The organism is Microbacterium sp. GXF7504, from assembly GCF_054798235.1.
Window position 1 is genome coordinate 351,112 of sequence record NZ_JBSJZI010000002.1, and the last position, 16,070, is coordinate 367,181.

The window sequence follows — 16,070 nt, forward strand, 5'->3', positions numbered from 1 at the left end:
AATAGGATGAAGCGATCCTCGGGAGGGTGGTGAGCTGGGCATGACGGAGACCGCTCCCGCAGGCGCGCAGTCCTCGAGCCTGCGCCGCCTCGTGCCGCGCATCTTCACGCGCGCGGTGCGCCGTGACGACCTGGACCAGCTCATCCGCACGGTGCGCACGCACCACCCGCGGGGCGACCTCTCGATCATCGAGCGCGCGTACGCGGTCGCCGAGAAGGCGCACCGCGGCCAGAAGCGCCGCAGCGGCGAGCCGTACATCACGCACCCGCTCGCGGTCGCACAGATCCTCGCCGACCTCGGGCTCGGCCCGAAGGCGATCGCCGCCGCGCTGCTCCACGACACCGTCGAGGACACCGGGTACCAGCTGGCCGAGCTGAGCGACGCGTTCGGCGACGAGGTCGCGATGCTCGTCGACGGCGTCACCAAGCTCGACAAGGTCAAGTACGGCGACGCGGCGCAGGCGGAGACCGTCCGCAAGATGATCGTGGCGATGTCGCGCGACATCCGGGTGCTCGTCATCAAGCTCGCCGACCGTCTGCACAACGCCCGCACCTGGGGCTTCGTGCCGCCGGAGAAGGCCGCGAAGAAGGCGACCGAGACCCTCGAGATCTACGCGCCGCTCGCGCACCGACTGGGCATCCAGGCGATCAAGTCCGAGCTCGAGGACCTCTCGTTCGCCGTGCTGCATCCGAAGCTGTACGCCGAGATCGAGAGTCTCGTGAAGCAGCGCACGCCGCAGCGCGAGGAGTACGTGCAGAAGGTCATCGACGCCGTCGACGCGGATCTGCGCGAGCTGCGCATCCGCGGTCGCGTGGTCGGCCGGCCGAAGCAGCTGTACTCGGTGTACCAGAAGATGGTCGTGCGCGGCCGCGAGTTCGACGACATCTACGACCTCATCGGCATCCGGGTCATCGTCGGCACGGTGCGTGACTGCTACGCCGTACTCGGTTCGATCCATGCGCGGTGGACGCCGCTCCCGGGCCGGTTCAAGGACTACATCGCCACGCCGAAGTTCAACCTGTACCAGTCGCTGCACACGACCGTGATCGGCCCGAACGGGCGCACGGTCGAGATCCAGATCCGCACCAACGAGATGCACCAGCAGGCCGAGTACGGCGTCGCGGCGCACTGGAAGTACAAGGAGCGGATGACCGGCGGCAAGTCGGACGGCAAGGCCGTCGACGCCGACATGGTCTGGCTCGCGCACATCTCCGACTGGCAGGCGGAGACCGCCGACCCGGGCGAGTTCCTCGACGCCCTGCGGTTCGAGATCGGCGCGAAGGAGGTCTACGTCTTCACGCCGAAGGGTCGCGTCATCGGTCTGCCCGCAGGCGCCACCCCGGTCGACTTCGCGTACGCCGTGCACACCGAGATCGGGCACCGCACGATGGGCGCCAAGGTCAACGGCCGGCTGGTGCCCCTCGAATCGCAGCTCCACTCCGGCGACGTCGTCGAGGTGTTCACCTCGAAGAACCCGGATGCGGGTCCCAGTCAGGACTGGCTCGGGTTCGTCGCCAGCACCCGCGCCCGCAACAAGATCCGCGGCTGGTTCACGAAGGAGCGCCGCGAGGAGGCCATCGAGCAGGGCAAGGAGTCCATCGCCCGGGCGATGCGCCGGCAGAACCTGCCGCTGCAGCGCCTGATGAGCCAGGACACGTTCACCGCGGTCGCGCAGCAGCTGAAGTACGAAGACGTCTCCGCGCTGTACGCCGCCGTCGGCGAGGGGCACGTCTCCACGCAGTCGGTGCTGGAGAAGGTCACCGCGCTCGTCGCGGCCGACGACACCTCCACCGGGCCGATCGACCTCCCGCACATCGGCCGCGGCCGTGCCCCGCGCGGCGGGGACTCCGGCATCCTGGTGCGCGGCGCCCCCGACATCCTGGTCAAGCTCGCCAAGTGCTGCACCCCCGTCCCCGGTGACGAGATCGTCGGGTTCGTGACCCGCGGCAGCGGCGTCTCGGTGCACCGCGGCGACTGCACGAACGTGAAGTCGCTCATGGCGGATCCCGACCGTCTCATCGAGGTCGAGTGGGCACCCACGTCGAAGAGCGTGTTCCTGGTGCAGATCCAGGTGGAGGCGCTCGACCGGTCGGGGCTGCTCAGCGACATCACCCGCGTGCTGAGCGAGCACCACGTGAACATCCTGTCCGCGACCGTGTCGACCTCGAACGACCGCCTCGCGATCAGCCGGTACGTGTTCGAGATGGGTGACACCGTGCACCTGGACCGGGTGCTGAACGCGGTACGCCGGATCGACGCCGTGTACGACGTCTACCGCGTCACGTCCTCCTGACAGTCCGCGAGGAACGCGAGGGCGGGACGTTTGCCGGGGAGCTTGCCCCGGGCGGCGAACCACGCGATCGCCTGCGCCACGACGTCGTCGTGGATGCGGGCGAGGCCCAGGACCAGGTCGCGTGCGCCCGGCCCGACGTCCCGCGCGAGATCGGCCACCGTCCGTACGGGCGTCGTCACGGCGAGCCCGCCGAGGGTCACCAGATCGTCGGGGTCGATCCTGGGGTCGCGGTACACGTACCGCGAGTCCAGGCGATGGCGGGTGCGCCGCGCGACGCTCCGCTGCACGCTGTGCCTGACGGGCGGGTCGTCGCAGCCGCCGAGGATCCACGCGGCGCTGCCGTGGGTCGCCGCCGCGTCGTCGCCGAGGAACGGAGCGATCGACGCGGCCCGGAGGGCAGCCGTCTCGACCGTGTCGGCGGGGACGTACCCCTCGCCGAGGCGGACCAGGTGTCCGTCGAGGCTCGCCGCCATCAGCTCCGTCTCGGAGAGGAGCTCGCCGGCGAAGTAGACGAACGGGGAACGCACACGCCACAGTGTGGCACCCGGTCGTCCCGCACGAACGGACGCACCCCGCGCTGTGGAGAGCGCGGGGTGCGTGACGACGGGGGAGGACCGGTCAGCCGCCGATGGCGCGGAGCCAGGCCTGCCGTGCCTCGAGCGCCTCGGTCGCCTTCGCGATCGCGCGCTTGTCGCCGGACGCGTTCGCCGCATCCAGCTCGGTCTGCAGCTTCTCGATCGCCTCGGTGAGCTGGCGCGTCATGTCGTTGGCGCGCGCCTTCGTCTCCGGGTTGTTGCGCTTCCAGTCCGCCTCCTCACGGGTGCGTACGGACTGCTCGATCTTGCGGAGGTCGTCGTCCAGGCCCCGCTCCACGTCACGCGGGAAGACCCGGCCGATCTCGTCCCACTCCCGCTGGACGGCGGTGAGGCGCTGGCGCGCGGTGGCGAGATCCTTCTCGTCCGGGATCGTCTTCGCCTGCTCGAGCAGCGCCTGCTTCGCGGCGATGCGCTCCTTGGACTCCTCGGCCTGCACGGCCTCGCGCTCACCACGGGCGGCGTACAGCGCGTCGCCGGCGGCCTTGAAACGCGCCCAGAGCGCGTCGTCGACCTTCTTGCCGGCGCGGCCGGCGGCCTTCCACTCGTCGAGCAGCGCACGGTAGGCGGGGATGCCGTCCTCACCCTGCGGCGCGAGTGCCTCGGCGCGCTCCGCCAGGCGGGTCTTCGCGTCGCGGGCCTTCTTGTGGGTCTCGTCCAGCTCGGCGTAGAACGCGCGGCGGTGACGCTCGACGGTGGAGCGGGCGTCGCGGAAGCGCGTCCACAGCTGCTGCGCGGTGGACTTCGGCAGGCGGGGGCCGGTCTGCTGGTGGCGCTGCCACTGCTCGAACAGCTCGTTCAGCTCCGCGGACGCCTGCTTCCACTGCACGGTGCGGGGGTCTCGGGCGGCGAGGGCCTCGGCGCGCTCGACGAGCACGGTGCGCTCGGCGATGGCGGCGTCGACGGCCTCACGGGCCGCGGCGGCCTCGGTCGCGGACGCCTCTGCGAGTGCGCCGTTCAGCGCCTCGAGCCGGGCCTGCAGGCTCGCCAGATCGCCGACCGCGGCCGCGCCGGAGACCTTCTCGGCCACGGCGGCCGCGGCCTGGCGGAGGTCGGAGGCGGAGGCGCCGCCCCGGCGGTGCCGGACTTCGAGCAGCGTCACCTCGGATGCGAGGTCGGTGTACTTGCGCTCGTAGTAGGCGAGCGCCTCCTCGGGCGTGCCGTCGGGGTACTGACCGACCACGCGCCACTGGTCGCCGTCGCGGACGGAGACGGTGCCGTCGTCGTCGACGCGGCCCCAGGGGGCGGCTTCGGAAATGTCGGGGGTGGACTCGTTCGCAGTCACGGGGTACCTCGGGCGGCTCACGTCGGCGGGCAGGCGATCGGATTCAGCCTAGCCCCCGGGTCGCGGATCGTGGACTACTCGGTCGGGACCTCGGGCGCGTCGGGGGTCTCGACGTCGCCCGCGGGGGTCTCGGCGGGATCCTCGGCCGGGGCTTCGGTCGGCTCCTCCAGCGGTCCTTCGGACGAGGACGGCGCGGGGGTCGGCTCGGCCTCGGGCGCTCCGGGCCCCGCGGTGTAGTAGACGACCTGCCCGGCGATGAGGGCGAGGACGAGGAGCCCGCCCCCGATGCCCGCGACGAGGTCGTCTCGGCGCCGTCGGCGCTGCAGCCCGGACTGGTACTCCAGCCGGGCCTGGTACCGCCGCGCGCGCTCGCGCTCGGCCTGCGTCCGTGCCTTCGACCCCGGGGCCATGTCGTCTCCTGTCGCCGTCGGATCCGTCGAAACTCTAAGCGTCGCGTGCGGGCGGCGGCAAAGCGCGGCGGCGCGGCCCGGTGTCGGTGCGGCCCGTTAGCCTGGGACGGTGAGTCCGTCCGCCGCGCTGTTCCAGGGCAGCACCCCGCTCGCCGTACGGATGCGGCCGACCTCCCTCGACGAGGTCGCCGGGCAGCGTCACCTGCTGCGGCCCGGTTCGCCGCTCGTGAAGCTCGCCGACGCGGACAAGCCCTCCACCGGCGCGGTCTCGGTCATCCTCTGGGGTCCGCCGGGGACCGGCAAGACCACCCTCGCGCAGGCGATCGCGCGCTCGTCACAACGTCGGTTCGTGGAGCTGTCGGCCATCACCGCCGGGGTGAAGGACGTCCGTGAGGTGATGCAGGAGGCGCTGAACCAGCGCGACATGTACGGCATGTCGACGATCCTCTTCCTCGACGAGATCCACCGGTTCACGAAGGCCCAGCAGGACGCCCTGCTCCCCGGCGTCGAGAACGGCTGGGTCGTGCTCATCGCGGCGACGACCGAGAACCCGTCGTTCTCCGTGATCTCGCCGCTCCTGTCGCGGTCGCTCCTGTTGACGCTCGAGGCCCTCTCCGACGACGACCTCGCCGTGCTCGTCGACCGCGCGGTCACCGATGCGCGAGGTCTCGACGGCGCGGTCGAGCTCGAACCGGAGGCGCGGTCCGCGCTCGTGCAGCTCGCCTCGGGCGACGCGCGCCGCGCGCTCACGGCGCTCGAGGCCGCCGCATCCATCGCCGTCGACGCCGCCGGAGACGCGCACGAGGGCCCCGTCACGGTGACCGCCGAGACGGTCTCGCAGGCCGTCGACCGGGCGCTGCTGCGGTACGACCGCCAGGGCGACGAGCACTACGACGTCATCAGCGCCTTCATCAAGTCCATCCGCGGCTCCGACCCGGATGCGGCCATCCACTACCTCGCCCGCATGATCGAGGCGGGGGAGGACCCGCGGTTCATCGCCCGCAGGCTCGTGATCTCAGCGTCCGAGGACATCGGCCTCGCCGACCCGCAGGCGCTGCAGATCGCGGTCGCGGCGGCCGACGCGGTGGCGTTCATCGGCATGCCGGAGGGCCGCATCCCGCTCGCGGAGGCGACCGTGTACCTCGCGACCACGGCGAAGTCGAACGCGGCGTACACGGCGATCAACCAGGCGATCGCCGATGTGCGGGCGGGCAAGAGCGGGCGGGTGCCGAAGCACCTGCGCGACGCGCACTATGCCGGAGCGAAGCGGCTCGGGCACGGCAAGGGCTACAAGTACCCGCACGACTCGGACATCGGCGTCGTGGCGCAGCAGTACCTCCCGGACCCGCTCCGGGGGACGCGCTATTACGTGCCGACCTCGCACGGGCAGGAGCGCGAGGTGCAGGCGCGCCTGGAGAAGCTCCGCCGCATCCTCGACGGCGACGCCTGAGTCCGGCATCCGCTTCGTGGCGGCCTGCGCGTTCGGGCGGCGGCTTCTGCGGGGTCGAAGCCCCGGATGCGGTAACACCTGCCACGCGAGTGTCGCGGTGCGGGGACTCGTGATCGTTCGGGTGGCAGGTGTGGTGGAGTTGCGGTGGATGACGCAGCGAGAACTGACACCCGAGCCACGAGGTGCCCGCATCCGCGCCACGAGGGCGCACGCCTCACGGGACGCGCGTTCGGGTGGCGGGTTCTGCGGGCTCGAAGCCCCGGATGCGGCAGCAGCTGCCACGCGAGCGTGGTGAGACCGACGACCGGGCAGGTCAGGGCGGAATTCGCCGGGTCTGGTAGCATTGAGTGGCTCGAAACCGAGTTTTCGGGCATCTCCTGATTCCATTCAACTGCTCCGATGCGCCCCGGCGTGCGCGCGGACCGGGGAAGCAGGTGATACGTCCGTGCGTCGTGAAAGGCACGACCACGTCATCGAAAGGAACACTTCGTGACCACGAAGTCCCAGGACCGCCGCAAGGTCCGTCTCTCCCGGGCCCTCGGCATCCCGCTGACCCCGAAGGCCGCCCGCTACCTCGAGAAGCGTCCCTACGCTCCGGGTGAGCACGGCCGCACCAAGCGCAAGGCCGACAGCGACTACGCCGTCCGTCTGCGCGAGAAGCAGCGTCTGCGCGAGCAGTACGGCATCCGCGAGAAGCAGCTGCGCATCGCGTTCAACGAGGCGCGTCGTACCGAGGGCCTGACCGGTGAGAACCTGGTCGAGCTGCTCGAGATGCGTCTGGACGCCCTGGTGCTGCGTGCCGGCTTCGCCCGCACCACCGCCCAGGCCCGTCAGTTCGTCGTGCACCGCCACATCCTGGTCGACGGCCAGATCGTGGACCGCCCGTCGTTCCGCGTGAAGCCCGGCCAGACCATCCACGTCAAGGCGCGCTCCGAGGGCACCGAGCCCTTCCAGGTCGCCGCCGCCGGTGGTCACGCCGAGGTGCTGCCCCCGGTTCCCGGGTACCTCGAGGTCGAGCTCGACAAGCTCCAGGCGAAGCTCCTGCGTCGCCCGAAGCGCGCCGAGGTCCCCGTGACCTGTGAGGTCCAGCTGGTCGTCGAGTACTACGCCGCCCGCTGATCCACGCGCTGCACGAAGGGCGTCGGGGTTTTCCCCGGCGCCCTTCGTCGTTCCCGGATGCGGCGGGGCGGCGGGGGTGCGGCGTCCCCTACGATGGGTTGGTGCCGCAGGCGCGGCGGATCGAGGAAGTGGTGACGTGAAGAATCTCGTGTGGTTCGTGCTGGGCACGGGTGCTGGATTCGTCCTCGCCCACATGGTGAACAAGGATCCCCGCGGCCATGAGCTGCTCGCGGAGATCGACGCCCGCATCGGCGAGTTCACCGATCGCATCGGCGACGCCTACCGCGACCAGCAGAACCGGCTGGGCGACCTCGTGACCGAGGGCACGGATGCGGCGGCCGAAGCCGCCACGCTCGCCGACTGATCCGCGACGCACCCACGCCCGCCGGCGCGCGGTGCGCGCTCACACCCGAGGGAACACACCAATGAAGACCGCTGAGATCGCGCAGCGCTACCTCGACTACTTCGAGAAGAACGACCACGTCATCGTCCCGTCGGCGTCCCTCGTCAGCGACGACCCGACGCTCCTGTTCACCGTCGCCGGCATGGTCCCGTTCGTGCCGTACCTCAACGGCACGGTGCCTGCGCCGTACCCGCGCGCGGCCGACGTGCAGAAGTGCATCCGCACCAACGACATCGAGGAGGTCGGCCACACCGCGCGGCACGGCACCTTCTTCCAGATGCTCGGCAACTGGTCGTTCGGCGACTACTTCAAGGAAGGCGCCATCTCCTACGCCTGGGAGCTGCTGACCTCCGCCGAGCGCGACGGCGGCCTCGGGTTCGACGAGAAGGACCTCTGGGTCACCGTCTACGAGACCGACGACGAGGCCGCGGAGCTGTGGCGCCGGATCGCAGGCCTCCCGGAGCACCGCATCCAGCGCATGGGCCGTGAGGACAACTACTGGTCGACCGGCCAGCCCGGTCCTGCCGGCCCCTGCTCGGAGATCTACTTCGACCGCGGTCCGAAGTACGGCAAGGACGGCGGCCCCGCGGTCGACGACAGCCGCTTCACCGAGATCTGGAACCTCGTGTTCATGCAGTACGCGATCACGAACGTGCGCTCCAAGATCGACTTCGACATCGCCGGCGAACTGCCGAACAAGAACATCGACACCGGCATGGGCCTCGAGCGCGTCGCGTTCATCAAGCAGGGCGTCGAGAACATGTACGAGACCGACCAGGTGCGGCCGGTGCTCGACCGCGCCGTGGAGCTGTCCGGCCGTCCCTACGGCCGCGAGCACGAGGACGACGTGCGCTACCGCGTCATCGCCGACCACGTGCGCTCCTCGCTCATGCTGCTCTCGGACGGCGTCACCCCCTCCAACGAGGGACGCGGCTATATCCTGCGTCGCCTCATGCGCCGCTCCGTGCGTGCCATGCGCCTGCTCGGCGTCGACGGCCCGACCTTCCCGGAGCTGTTCACGGCGTCGCGGGACGCCATGGCGACGGCGTACCCGGAGGTCGTGAGCGACTGGAACCGGATCTCGCAGTACGCCTTCGCCGAGGAGGAGACCTTCCTGCGCACCCTTGCGGCGGGCTCGACGATCCTCGACCTCGCGGTCGAGGACACCCGCAAGGGCGGCGGCGACACGATCTCCGGCTCCGAGGCGTTCCTGCTCCACGACACCTACGGCTTCCCGATCGACCTCACGCTGGAGGTCGCCGCCGAAGCCGGTCTCAAGGTCGACCGCGACGCCTTCGACTCGCTCATGCTGGAGCAGCGGACGCGCGCGAAGGCGGATGCCAAGGCCCGCCGCCGTGCGCTGGCCGACCACTCCGTCTACCGCGACCTGCGCGCGAAGGGCGAGACGGTCTTCACCGGCTACTCGGACCTCGAGAGCGGCTCGACCGTGCTCGGCATCCTCATCGACGGGGTCCCCGCCGACGTCGCCCGCGAGGGCCAGATCGCCGAGGTCATCCTGGGGGAGACGAGCCTGTACGCCGAGTCCGGCGGTCAGGTCGCCGACAAGGGCGTCATCGTGGGCCCGGGCTACGAGCTCGACGTGCTCGACGTGCAGCGCCCCGTTCCCGGCCTCATCGGTCACACCGTCGAGGTGAAGGTCGGCGAGGTCGGCGTCGGAGAGGCCGCCACCACGATCGTGGATGCGGCCAACCGCCGCGCCGCCCAGCAGGCCCATTCGGCGACCCACCTCGTGCATGCCGCGCTCCGCGACACGCTCGGTTCGGGTGCGACGCAGGCCGGCTCGCTGAACCGCGCCGGATACCTCCGCTTCGACTTCACCTGGGGGCAGGCGCTCTCCGAGGCGACCCGCAGCGAGGTCGAGGAGATCGCCAACAACGCGATCCGCGACAACCTCGAGGTGGAGACGCGGGTGCTGGCGCTCGACGAGGCGAAGAGCCTCGGCGCGATGGCGCTGTTCGGCGAGAAGTACGGCGACACCGTGCGCATGGTCGACATCGGCGGCCCCTGGTCGCGTGAGCTCTGCGGTGGCACGCACGTGGCACGAAGCAGCGAGATCGGGCTGGTGAGCCTGGTCGGCGAGTCGTCGGTCGGTGCGTCCAACCGTCGCGTGGAGGCGCTCGTCGGCATGGACGCGTTCCGCGAACTCGCGGCAGAGCGCGCCATCGTGTCGCAGCTGTCGACCGTGCTGAAGGCGCCGAAGGACCAGATCGCGACGCGCATCGCTGAGCTGACCGCCAACCTGAAGGCGGCGGAGAAGAAGATCGCGCAGTTCGAGGCACGTGCCCTCGCGGAGCGGGCCCCCGCGCTCGCGCAGCAGGCCGTGCAGGCCGGTCGCGTGGCGCTCGTCGCCGCGGGCATCGGCGACGCCGCATCCGCCGACGACGTGCGCACGCTCGCGCTGCAGGTGCGCGACCGGCTCGCGGACCGCGCCGCGGTCGTGGCGATCGCGGGCGTCGTGAACGGCCGTCCCACGGTCGTCGTCGCCACGAACGACGGCGCACGCGCCGAAGGGGTGAAGGCGGGTCAGCTCGCGAAGGCGGCCGCGGCCGTGCTCGGCGGCGGCGGTGGCGGTCGCGACGACGTCGCCCAGGGCGGCGGCACGGATGCGGGCCGGCTCGACGACGCGTTCGCCGAGATCCGCCGGCTGGTCGAGGGCGCGTGAGCGGATTCCGGCGCGGCGTGCGGCTCGGCGTCGACGTGGGCAAGGCCCGCGTCGGGGTCGCACGCTGCGACCCGGACGGCATGCTCGCGACGCCGCTGGAGACGGTCCCGCGCGGTGACGGCTCGATCGGCCGCATCCTCGAGCTCGCGGTCGAGTACGACGCGATCGCGCTGTACGTCGGGCTGCCGACCTCGCTGAGCGGACAGGACACCCCATCCACCGCGGACGCGCGCACGTTCGCCGCGGACCTCGCGGGGCGGACCGACCTGCCGGTGCGGATGGTCGACGAACGGCTGAGCACGGTCTCCGCGCATGCCGCCCTGCGGCAGTCGGGGCGATCGCAGAAGAAGTCTCGTAGCATTGTCGACCAAGTCGCCGCCGTCATCCTGCTGCAGAACGCACTCGACGTGGAGAAGCAGACGGGGCGCACGGCCGGAACACCCGTACCCCCGGCCGAGGAGAACGACTGATGTCCGACACCCCGCCCACCTCCCGCCGCGCCGCGCGAGCCGCGCAGCAGGCCGCCGGCCAGGCGCCCGCCGCTGACCGCGACGCCTCCGCCGAGGTGCTCGACGACCTGTTCACGGGTCGCGCGACCACCGAGTCGATCGGTGCCCCGCCCCCGCCGCCCGATCGCGGCCGGCGCCGGAAGGGCTGGATCATCGCGCTCGTCGTCGTGGTGGCACTCGTCGGCGGCGTGGCCGCGGGCGGCCTCTGGGCGTGGAACACGTACGAGGACCGCATCCGCGCGTTCATGGGGTGGCAGGAGCCCCAGGACTACGAGGCCGGCATCGCCGAGGGGGAGACCTCGGTGACGATCGTGTCGGGCGACACCGGGCGGTCGATCTCCACGACCCTGTTCAACGCCGGGGTCACCAAGACCGACAAGGTCTTCTACGACCACCTCATCGAGACCGGGCAGAACCCCGACTTCCAGCCGGGTGTGTTCCGGTTGCAGTTCAAGATGACCGCCGAGGCCGCGCTGGAGGCGCTCCTCGACCCGGCCAACCGACTCGAGAACACCGTGCAGCTGCGCGAGGGCCTCACCCTGGAGCAGACGCTGCAGCGCACCGCCGACGCCCTCGCCCTGCCGCTCGAGGAGCTCCAGGCCGCCGTCGCCGACCCGTCGGCCTACGGGGTGGCCGCGGACTCGCTGGAGGGCTGGCTCTTCCCGGCCACCTACACGTTCGGCCCCGGGGTGACCGCGACCGAGGCGGTGCAGGCGTTCGTCGACCGGGCGGTGCAGTCGCTGGACGCGGCCGGCGTGCCGGTCGAGGAACGCCAGCGCATCCTGACGATCGCGTCGATCATCGAACGCGAGGCGCGCTCGGCCGACGATTTCTACAAGGTGTCGCGCGTCATCCAGAACCGCCTCGACCAGGGCATGCGGCTGCAGATGGACTCGACCGCGCAGTACGGGTACCAGGAGCTCCACGACGGCACCGTCTCGTCGTCGGCCGAAGCCCTCGAGGACGCCAACCCGTGGAACACGTACGTGGTGGACGGCCTGCCGGCGGGGCCGATCGCGAACCCCGGCGACACCGCCATCGACGCCGCGATGCACCCGGCTGACGGCGAATGGCTGTACTTCGTCACCGTCAACCTCGACACGGGCGAGACCGTGTTCACGAACAGCTACGGCGAGCACGAGCAGGCCGTCGCGCAGTGGCGCGCCTGGTGCCGGGACCACCCGGACTCGGGATGCTGACGACGCGACTGGCGGTGTGGGGCGACCCGATTGACCACAGTCGCTCCCCGGACCTGCACGCCGCCGCGTACCGCGTGCTCGGCCTGGACTGGGAGTACGGGCGCGCCCGTGTCGACGAGGCGTCGTTCGTCGCCGAGGTGGACGCGCTCGGCCCCGCCTGGCGGGGGCTCTCGCTCACGATGCCGCTGAAGGGCGTCGCGTTCCGGCGCGCCGTGCGCCGTGACCGCCGGGCGCAGCTCACCGGCGCGGTGAACACCTACCTCCTCGGGCCGCACGGTCCCGCGGGGTTCAACACCGACGTCGGCGGACTCGCCGACGACCTGCGTTCACGCGGGTTCGACGCCATCGAGCGGGCGCGCATCGTCGGTGCGGGCGCGACCGCGACCTCCGCACTCGTCGCGCTGGCCGAGCTCGGCGCGCGGACCGTCGAGGTCGCCGCCCGCCGGCCCGAGGCGGTGGTGCCGATGACGACCCTCGGCACGGAGCTGGGCGTGGCCGTCCGCGCGGTGCCGCTCGACGCCGACGCGTTCGACGAGGTGCCGCTGACCGTCGCGGCCCTCCCGGGCGGCGCCGATCTCCCCGCCGAGACGGCCGACCGCCTCGCGTCCGCCGGCGGCGCCCTCACCGACGTCGTGTACGGGCACTGGCCGAGCACCCTCGGCACCGCCTTCCTGGACGCCGGGCTGCCGGCCAGCGACGGACTCGGGATGCTGCTGCACCAGGCCGTGCTGCAGGTGCGCGTCTTCGTCGGCGGCGACCCCGACGGCGTCCTTCCGCAGGAGCCCGCGGTGCTGGCCGCCATGCGCGCCGCGATCGGCCGCGGCACGGGTGACGACGCGGACATGGGAGACTAGAGCAATGCTCCGCGTGCTCACTGCCGGCGAATCGCACGGCCCCGAACTCGTCGCCATCATGGAAGGCCTTCCCGCCGGTGTCCCCGTCTCGCGGGCGGCCATCCAGGCGGATCTCGCGCGTCGGAAGCTCGGCTACGGCCGCGGCTCCCGCATGAAGTTCGAGGAGGACGAGCTCACGATCTCCGCCGGCGTCCGGCACGGCTCGAGCCTCGGCAGCCCGATCGCATTGCGGATCGGCAACACCGAGTGGCCCAAGTGGACCGAGGTCATGAGCGCCGAGCCGGTTGAGCTCACCGAGAAGTCCCGCGGCCGCGGTGCGCCCCTGACGCGCCCCCGGCCGGGCCACGCCGACCTCGTCGGCATGCAGAAGTACGGCTTCGACGAGGCCCGTCCGATCCTCGAGCGTGCGAGCGCCCGCGAGACGGCGGCCCGTGTCGCCCTCGGCGCCGTCGCACGCGCGTTCCTCGGCGAGCTCGGCATCGGGCTGGTCAGCCACACGCTGTCGATCGGCCCCGTCCGCGTCCCGGACGGCGCGCCGCTCCCGCTCCCGGGCGACGTCGACGTGCTCGACGCCGACCCGCTGCGGTGCTTCGACGCCGAGACCTCCGCGCGCATGGTCGCCGAGGTCGACGCGGCCAAGAAGGACGGCGACACGCTCGGCGGCATCGTCGAGGTGCTCGCCTACGGCCTGCCGCCCGGGCTCGGTTCCCACGTGCAGTGGGACCGCCGCCTCGACGCGAAGCTCGCGCAGGCGCTGATGAGCATCCAGGCCATCAAGGGCGTCGAGGTCGGCGACGGCTTCGAGACGACCCGGCGTCGCGGCTCGGCCGCGCACGACGAGCTGTTCGTCACCGACGACGGCGTCACCCGCGGCAGCGACCGCGCGGGCGGCACCGAGGGCGGGATGTCGACGGGCACCGTGCTGCGCGTGCGCGCCGGCATGAAGCCGATCGCGACCGTGCCCCACGCGCTGCGCACGGTCGACGTCGCCACCGGCGACACCGCATCCGCCCATCACCAGCGCTCCGACGTGTGCGCCGTGCCCGCGGCGGGCGTGGTCGCCGAGGCGATGGTCGCGATCGTGCTCGCCGAATCGGTGCTGGAGAAGTTCGGCGGCGACAGCGTCGCGGAGACGCGCCGGAACATCGACGCCTACCTCGCCGCCATCCCCGAGACGCTGCGCACCGCGGCGGTGAGCGACCCCGGTCTGCCGGTATGAGCGCGCCCGCGCTGGTGCTCGTCGGGCCGATGGGCGCGGGGAAGACCAGCATCGGCCGACGCGTCGCGAAGGCGCTCGGTGAACCGTTCGTCGACACCGACGCCCGCATCGTGCGTGCGCACGGCCCGATCCCGGAGATCTTCCGCGAGCACGGCGAACCCCGGTTCCGCGAGATCGAACGCGAGATCGTCGTCGAAGCGCTGGCGGGCCCCGGCGTGGTCTCGCTCGGCGGCGGCGCGGTCCTGGACGCCCGCACCCGTGACGACCTCGCGGCCGTCCCGGTCGCCCTTCTCACGGTCAGCCCGCAGGTCGTCGCCCACCGGATCGCCGGCGGCTCTCGGCCGCTGCTGGACGGCGAGGACCCGGTGACCCGCTGGGTGCGCATCCTCGAGGAGCGCAAACCGCTCTACGACGCGGTCGCCGACATCGAGTTCGACACGTCGCGCGGGCCCCTGTCCGACGTCGTCACCGCCATCGTCTCGTGGGTGCAGACCCGCGCCGAAGGAGCAGTCAACGCATGAGCGAGCCCACCGTCATCACCGTCCCCGGCGACGCCCCCTACGACGTCGCCATCGGACGCGGCATCCTGGACCGGGTGGGCGAGGCCCTCGCCCCGTCGGTCCGCAAGGTGCTCGTGATCCACCCGCCGACCCTGGGCGCCCAGGCCGAGTCCCTCCGCGAACGCCTGCAGGACGGCACGCGCGAGGTGCTCCTGGCCGAGATCCCGGATGCGGAGCAGGGCAAGCGCGTCGAGGTCGCGGCGTTCTGCTGGCAGGTCATGGGCCAGGCCGACTTCACCCGCACGGACGCGGTCGTCGGGTTCGGCGGCGGTGCGGTCACGGACCTCGCGGGGTTCGTCGCCGCCACCTGGCTCCGGGGCGTGCAGGTCGTGCTCGTGCCCACCACGGTGCTCGCGATGGTCGACGCCGCGGTCGGCGGCAAGACCGGCATCAACACCGCCGAGGGCAAGAACCTCGTCGGCGCGTTCTGGGCACCGCGTGCCGTCGTCTGCGACCTCGCGTTCCTCGACACGCTCGGGCAGAACGAGGCCACCGCCGGATTCGCCGAGGTGGTCAAGGCCGGCTTCATCTGGTCGCCCGAGATCCTCGACCGCATCGAGGCGGAGCCGGACGCCATCGTCGACCCCGCCTCCGCATCCTTCCGCCGGTGCATGGAACTCGCGATCGAGATGAAGGCGCGGGTCGTGGGGGAGGACTTCCGCGAAGGCGGCCTGCGCGAGATCCTCAACTACGGCCACACCCTCGGCCACGCGATCGAGCACGCGGAACGCTACCGCTGGCGCCACGGCGCCGCCGTCTCGGTCGGCATGATGTACGCCGCCGAGCTCTCGCGGCTCGCCGGTCGCCTCTCCGACGCCGCCGCGCAGCGGCACCGCGACGTGCTCACGTCGCTGGGCCTGCCGGTCTCGTACCGCGGCGGTGCATGGCCGCAACTGCTCGCGACCATGCAGCGCGACAAGAAGTCCCGCGGCGGGATGCTGCGCTTCATCGTGCTGGACGACATCGCGAAGCCGACCGTGCTGCAGGCCCCCGACGAGTCGCTGCTGTTCGCCGCGTACCAGGAGATCGCGGAATGACCGCCCACGGCCGCCTGCTGCTCGTCAACGGGCCGAACCTCAACCTGCTGGGCGTGCGTGAGCCCGACGTGTACGGCCACGAGACGCTGGCGGACGTCGAACGGCTCACCGCGGTCGCGGCGCGGGCCCACGGCTTCGACGTGCGTGCCGTGCAGAGCAACCACGAGGGGGTGCTCATCGACGCCATCCACGCCGCCCGCGAGGACTGCGACGGCATCGTGATCAACCCCGGCGGCCTCACGCACACCTCCGTGGTGCTGCGCGACGCGCTGTCCGGCGTGGCCCTGCCGGTCGCGGAGGTGCACATCTCCGACGTGTACGCCCGCGAGGCGTTCCGGCACCACTCCTACGTGCGCGACGTCGCGGTCGTCCACGTCGTCGGGGAGGGCGTCGCCGGCTACGCCCACGCCGTCGACCTCCTCGTCCCGCGGATCCTCGGCACCGACTGAAGCCGTT

Annotated in this window: 15 protein-coding genes; 12 read left to right on the forward strand and 3 right to left on the reverse strand. The window is 71.8% G+C overall.

Annotation, left to right across the window (positions count from 1 at the left end):
• The first annotated feature begins 40 nt into the window (after nt 1-40).
• Nucleotides 41-2,293, forward strand: coding sequence for a RelA/SpoT family protein (locus tag ACWAUO_RS05785; protein ID WP_460773830.1), 2,253 nt, complete (start codon nt 41-43; stop codon nt 2,291-2,293).
• Here the strand turns inward: ACWAUO_RS05785 and ACWAUO_RS05790 are convergent.
• From ACWAUO_RS05790 to ACWAUO_RS05800, 3 genes are all read right to left on the reverse strand, one after another.
• Nucleotides 2,272-2,820 carry a hypothetical protein gene (locus ACWAUO_RS05790; RefSeq protein ID WP_460773831.1) on the reverse strand — a complete coding sequence of 183 codons (549 nt, stop codon included), beginning with the start codon at nt 2,818-2,820 and terminating at the stop codon, nt 2,272-2,274. The two genes, ACWAUO_RS05785 and ACWAUO_RS05790, sit on opposite strands and share 22 nt — an antisense overlap.
• Before the next feature lie 91 nt (nt 2,821-2,911).
• Nucleotides 2,912-4,171 carry a DUF349 domain-containing protein gene (locus ACWAUO_RS05795; protein WP_460773833.1) on the reverse strand — a complete coding sequence of 420 codons (1,260 nt, stop codon included), beginning with the start codon at nt 4,169-4,171 and terminating at the stop codon, nt 2,912-2,914.
• Nucleotides 4,172-4,245: 74 nt separating this feature from the next.
• Nucleotides 4,246-4,581, reverse strand: a complete 336-nt coding sequence (locus ACWAUO_RS05800; RefSeq protein WP_460773835.1) for a dioxygenase — start codon at nt 4,579-4,581, stop codon at nt 4,246-4,248.
• Between the two features lie 109 nt (nt 4,582-4,690).
• Here ACWAUO_RS05800 and ACWAUO_RS05805 point away from each other — a divergent pair, with 109 nt between their 5' ends.
• The 11 genes from ACWAUO_RS05805 to ACWAUO_RS05855 all read left to right on the forward strand — a co-directional run bounded on the left by ACWAUO_RS05805 (nt 4,691) and on the right by ACWAUO_RS05855 (nt 16,063).
• The gene (locus tag ACWAUO_RS05805) at nt 4,691-6,031 is read left to right on the forward strand and encodes a replication-associated recombination protein A (protein WP_460773836.1); all 1,341 of its coding nucleotides are present in this window, start codon (nt 4,691-4,693) and stop codon (nt 6,029-6,031) included.
• A 489-nt stretch (nt 6,032-6,520) separates the two neighbouring features.
• Nucleotides 6,521-7,150, forward strand: coding sequence for a 30S ribosomal protein S4 (rpsD, locus tag ACWAUO_RS05810; RefSeq protein ID WP_460773838.1), 630 nt, complete (start codon nt 6,521-6,523; stop codon nt 7,148-7,150).
• 136 nt (nt 7,151-7,286) lie between these two features.
• Nucleotides 7,287-7,514 carry an ATPase gene (locus tag ACWAUO_RS05815; protein ID WP_460773839.1) on the forward strand — a complete coding sequence of 76 codons (228 nt, stop codon included), beginning with the start codon at nt 7,287-7,289 and terminating at the stop codon, nt 7,512-7,514.
• Between the two features lie 61 nt (nt 7,515-7,575).
• Nucleotides 7,576-10,236 carry an alanine--tRNA ligase gene (gene alaS, locus ACWAUO_RS05820; RefSeq protein WP_460773840.1) on the forward strand — a complete coding sequence of 887 codons (2,661 nt, stop codon included), beginning with the start codon at nt 7,576-7,578 and terminating at the stop codon, nt 10,234-10,236.
• On the forward strand, nt 10,233-10,706 hold the full coding sequence (gene ruvX / locus ACWAUO_RS05825) for a Holliday junction resolvase RuvX (RefSeq protein WP_460773842.1): 474 nt from the start codon (nt 10,233-10,235) through the stop codon (nt 10,704-10,706). The genes alaS and ruvX overlap by 4 nt, the downstream gene beginning before the upstream one ends.
• Entirely contained in the window at nt 10,706-11,944 is a 1,239-nt protein-coding gene (gene mltG, locus ACWAUO_RS05830; protein ID WP_460773843.1) for an endolytic transglycosylase MltG, read from the forward strand. The genes ruvX and mltG overlap by 1 nt, the downstream gene beginning before the upstream one ends.
• Complete coding sequence (locus ACWAUO_RS05835; protein WP_460773844.1) at nt 11,938-12,798, forward strand: shikimate dehydrogenase family protein; 861 nt, start codon at nt 11,938-11,940, stop codon at nt 12,796-12,798. The genes mltG and ACWAUO_RS05835 overlap by 7 nt, the downstream gene beginning before the upstream one ends.
• A 4-nt stretch (nt 12,799-12,802) precedes the next feature.
• Nucleotides 12,803-14,017, forward strand: coding sequence for a chorismate synthase (aroC, locus tag ACWAUO_RS05840; protein ID WP_460773846.1), 1,215 nt, complete (start codon nt 12,803-12,805; stop codon nt 14,015-14,017).
• A complete protein-coding gene (locus ACWAUO_RS05845; RefSeq protein WP_460773847.1) occupies nt 14,014-14,538 on the forward strand; it encodes a shikimate kinase in 525 nt (174 codons plus the stop codon). The genes aroC and ACWAUO_RS05845 overlap by 4 nt, the downstream gene beginning before the upstream one ends.
• Nucleotides 14,535-15,614 carry a 3-dehydroquinate synthase gene (aroB, locus tag ACWAUO_RS05850; RefSeq protein ID WP_460773850.1) on the forward strand — a complete coding sequence of 360 codons (1,080 nt, stop codon included), beginning with the start codon at nt 14,535-14,537 and terminating at the stop codon, nt 15,612-15,614. Before ACWAUO_RS05845 ends, aroB begins: the two co-directional genes overlap by 4 nt.
• Nucleotides 15,611-16,063, forward strand: coding sequence for a type II 3-dehydroquinate dehydratase (locus ACWAUO_RS05855; protein WP_460773851.1), 453 nt, complete (start codon nt 15,611-15,613; stop codon nt 16,061-16,063). The genes aroB and ACWAUO_RS05855 overlap by 4 nt, the downstream gene beginning before the upstream one ends.
• Nucleotides 16,064-16,070: the final 7 nt, after the last annotated feature.

Coding starts and splice junctions, on each gene's coding strand:
- mltG (WP_460773843.1), top strand. CDS start 10,706: ATGTCCGACACCCCGCCCACCTCCCGCCGCGCCGCGCGAGCCGCGCAG.
- alaS (WP_460773840.1), top strand. CDS start 7,576: ATGAAGACCGCTGAGATCGCGCAGCGCTACCTCGACTACTTCGAGAAG.
- ACWAUO_RS05785 (WP_460773830.1), top strand. CDS start 41: ATGACGGAGACCGCTCCCGCAGGCGCGCAGTCCTCGAGCCTGCGCCGC.
- aroB (WP_460773850.1), top strand. CDS start 14,535: ATGAGCGAGCCCACCGTCATCACCGTCCCCGGCGACGCCCCCTACGAC.
- aroC (WP_460773846.1), top strand. CDS start 12,803: ATGCTCCGCGTGCTCACTGCCGGCGAATCGCACGGCCCCGAACTCGTC.
- ACWAUO_RS05855 (WP_460773851.1), top strand. CDS start 15,611: ATGACCGCCCACGGCCGCCTGCTGCTCGTCAACGGGCCGAACCTCAAC.
- ACWAUO_RS05835 (WP_460773844.1), top strand. CDS start 11,938: ATGCTGACGACGCGACTGGCGGTGTGGGGCGACCCGATTGACCACAGT.
- ACWAUO_RS05800 (WP_460773835.1), bottom strand. CDS start 4,581: ATGGCCCCGGGGTCGAAGGCACGGACGCAGGCCGAGCGCGAGCGCGCG.
- ACWAUO_RS05845 (WP_460773847.1), top strand. CDS start 14,014: ATGAGCGCGCCCGCGCTGGTGCTCGTCGGGCCGATGGGCGCGGGGAAG.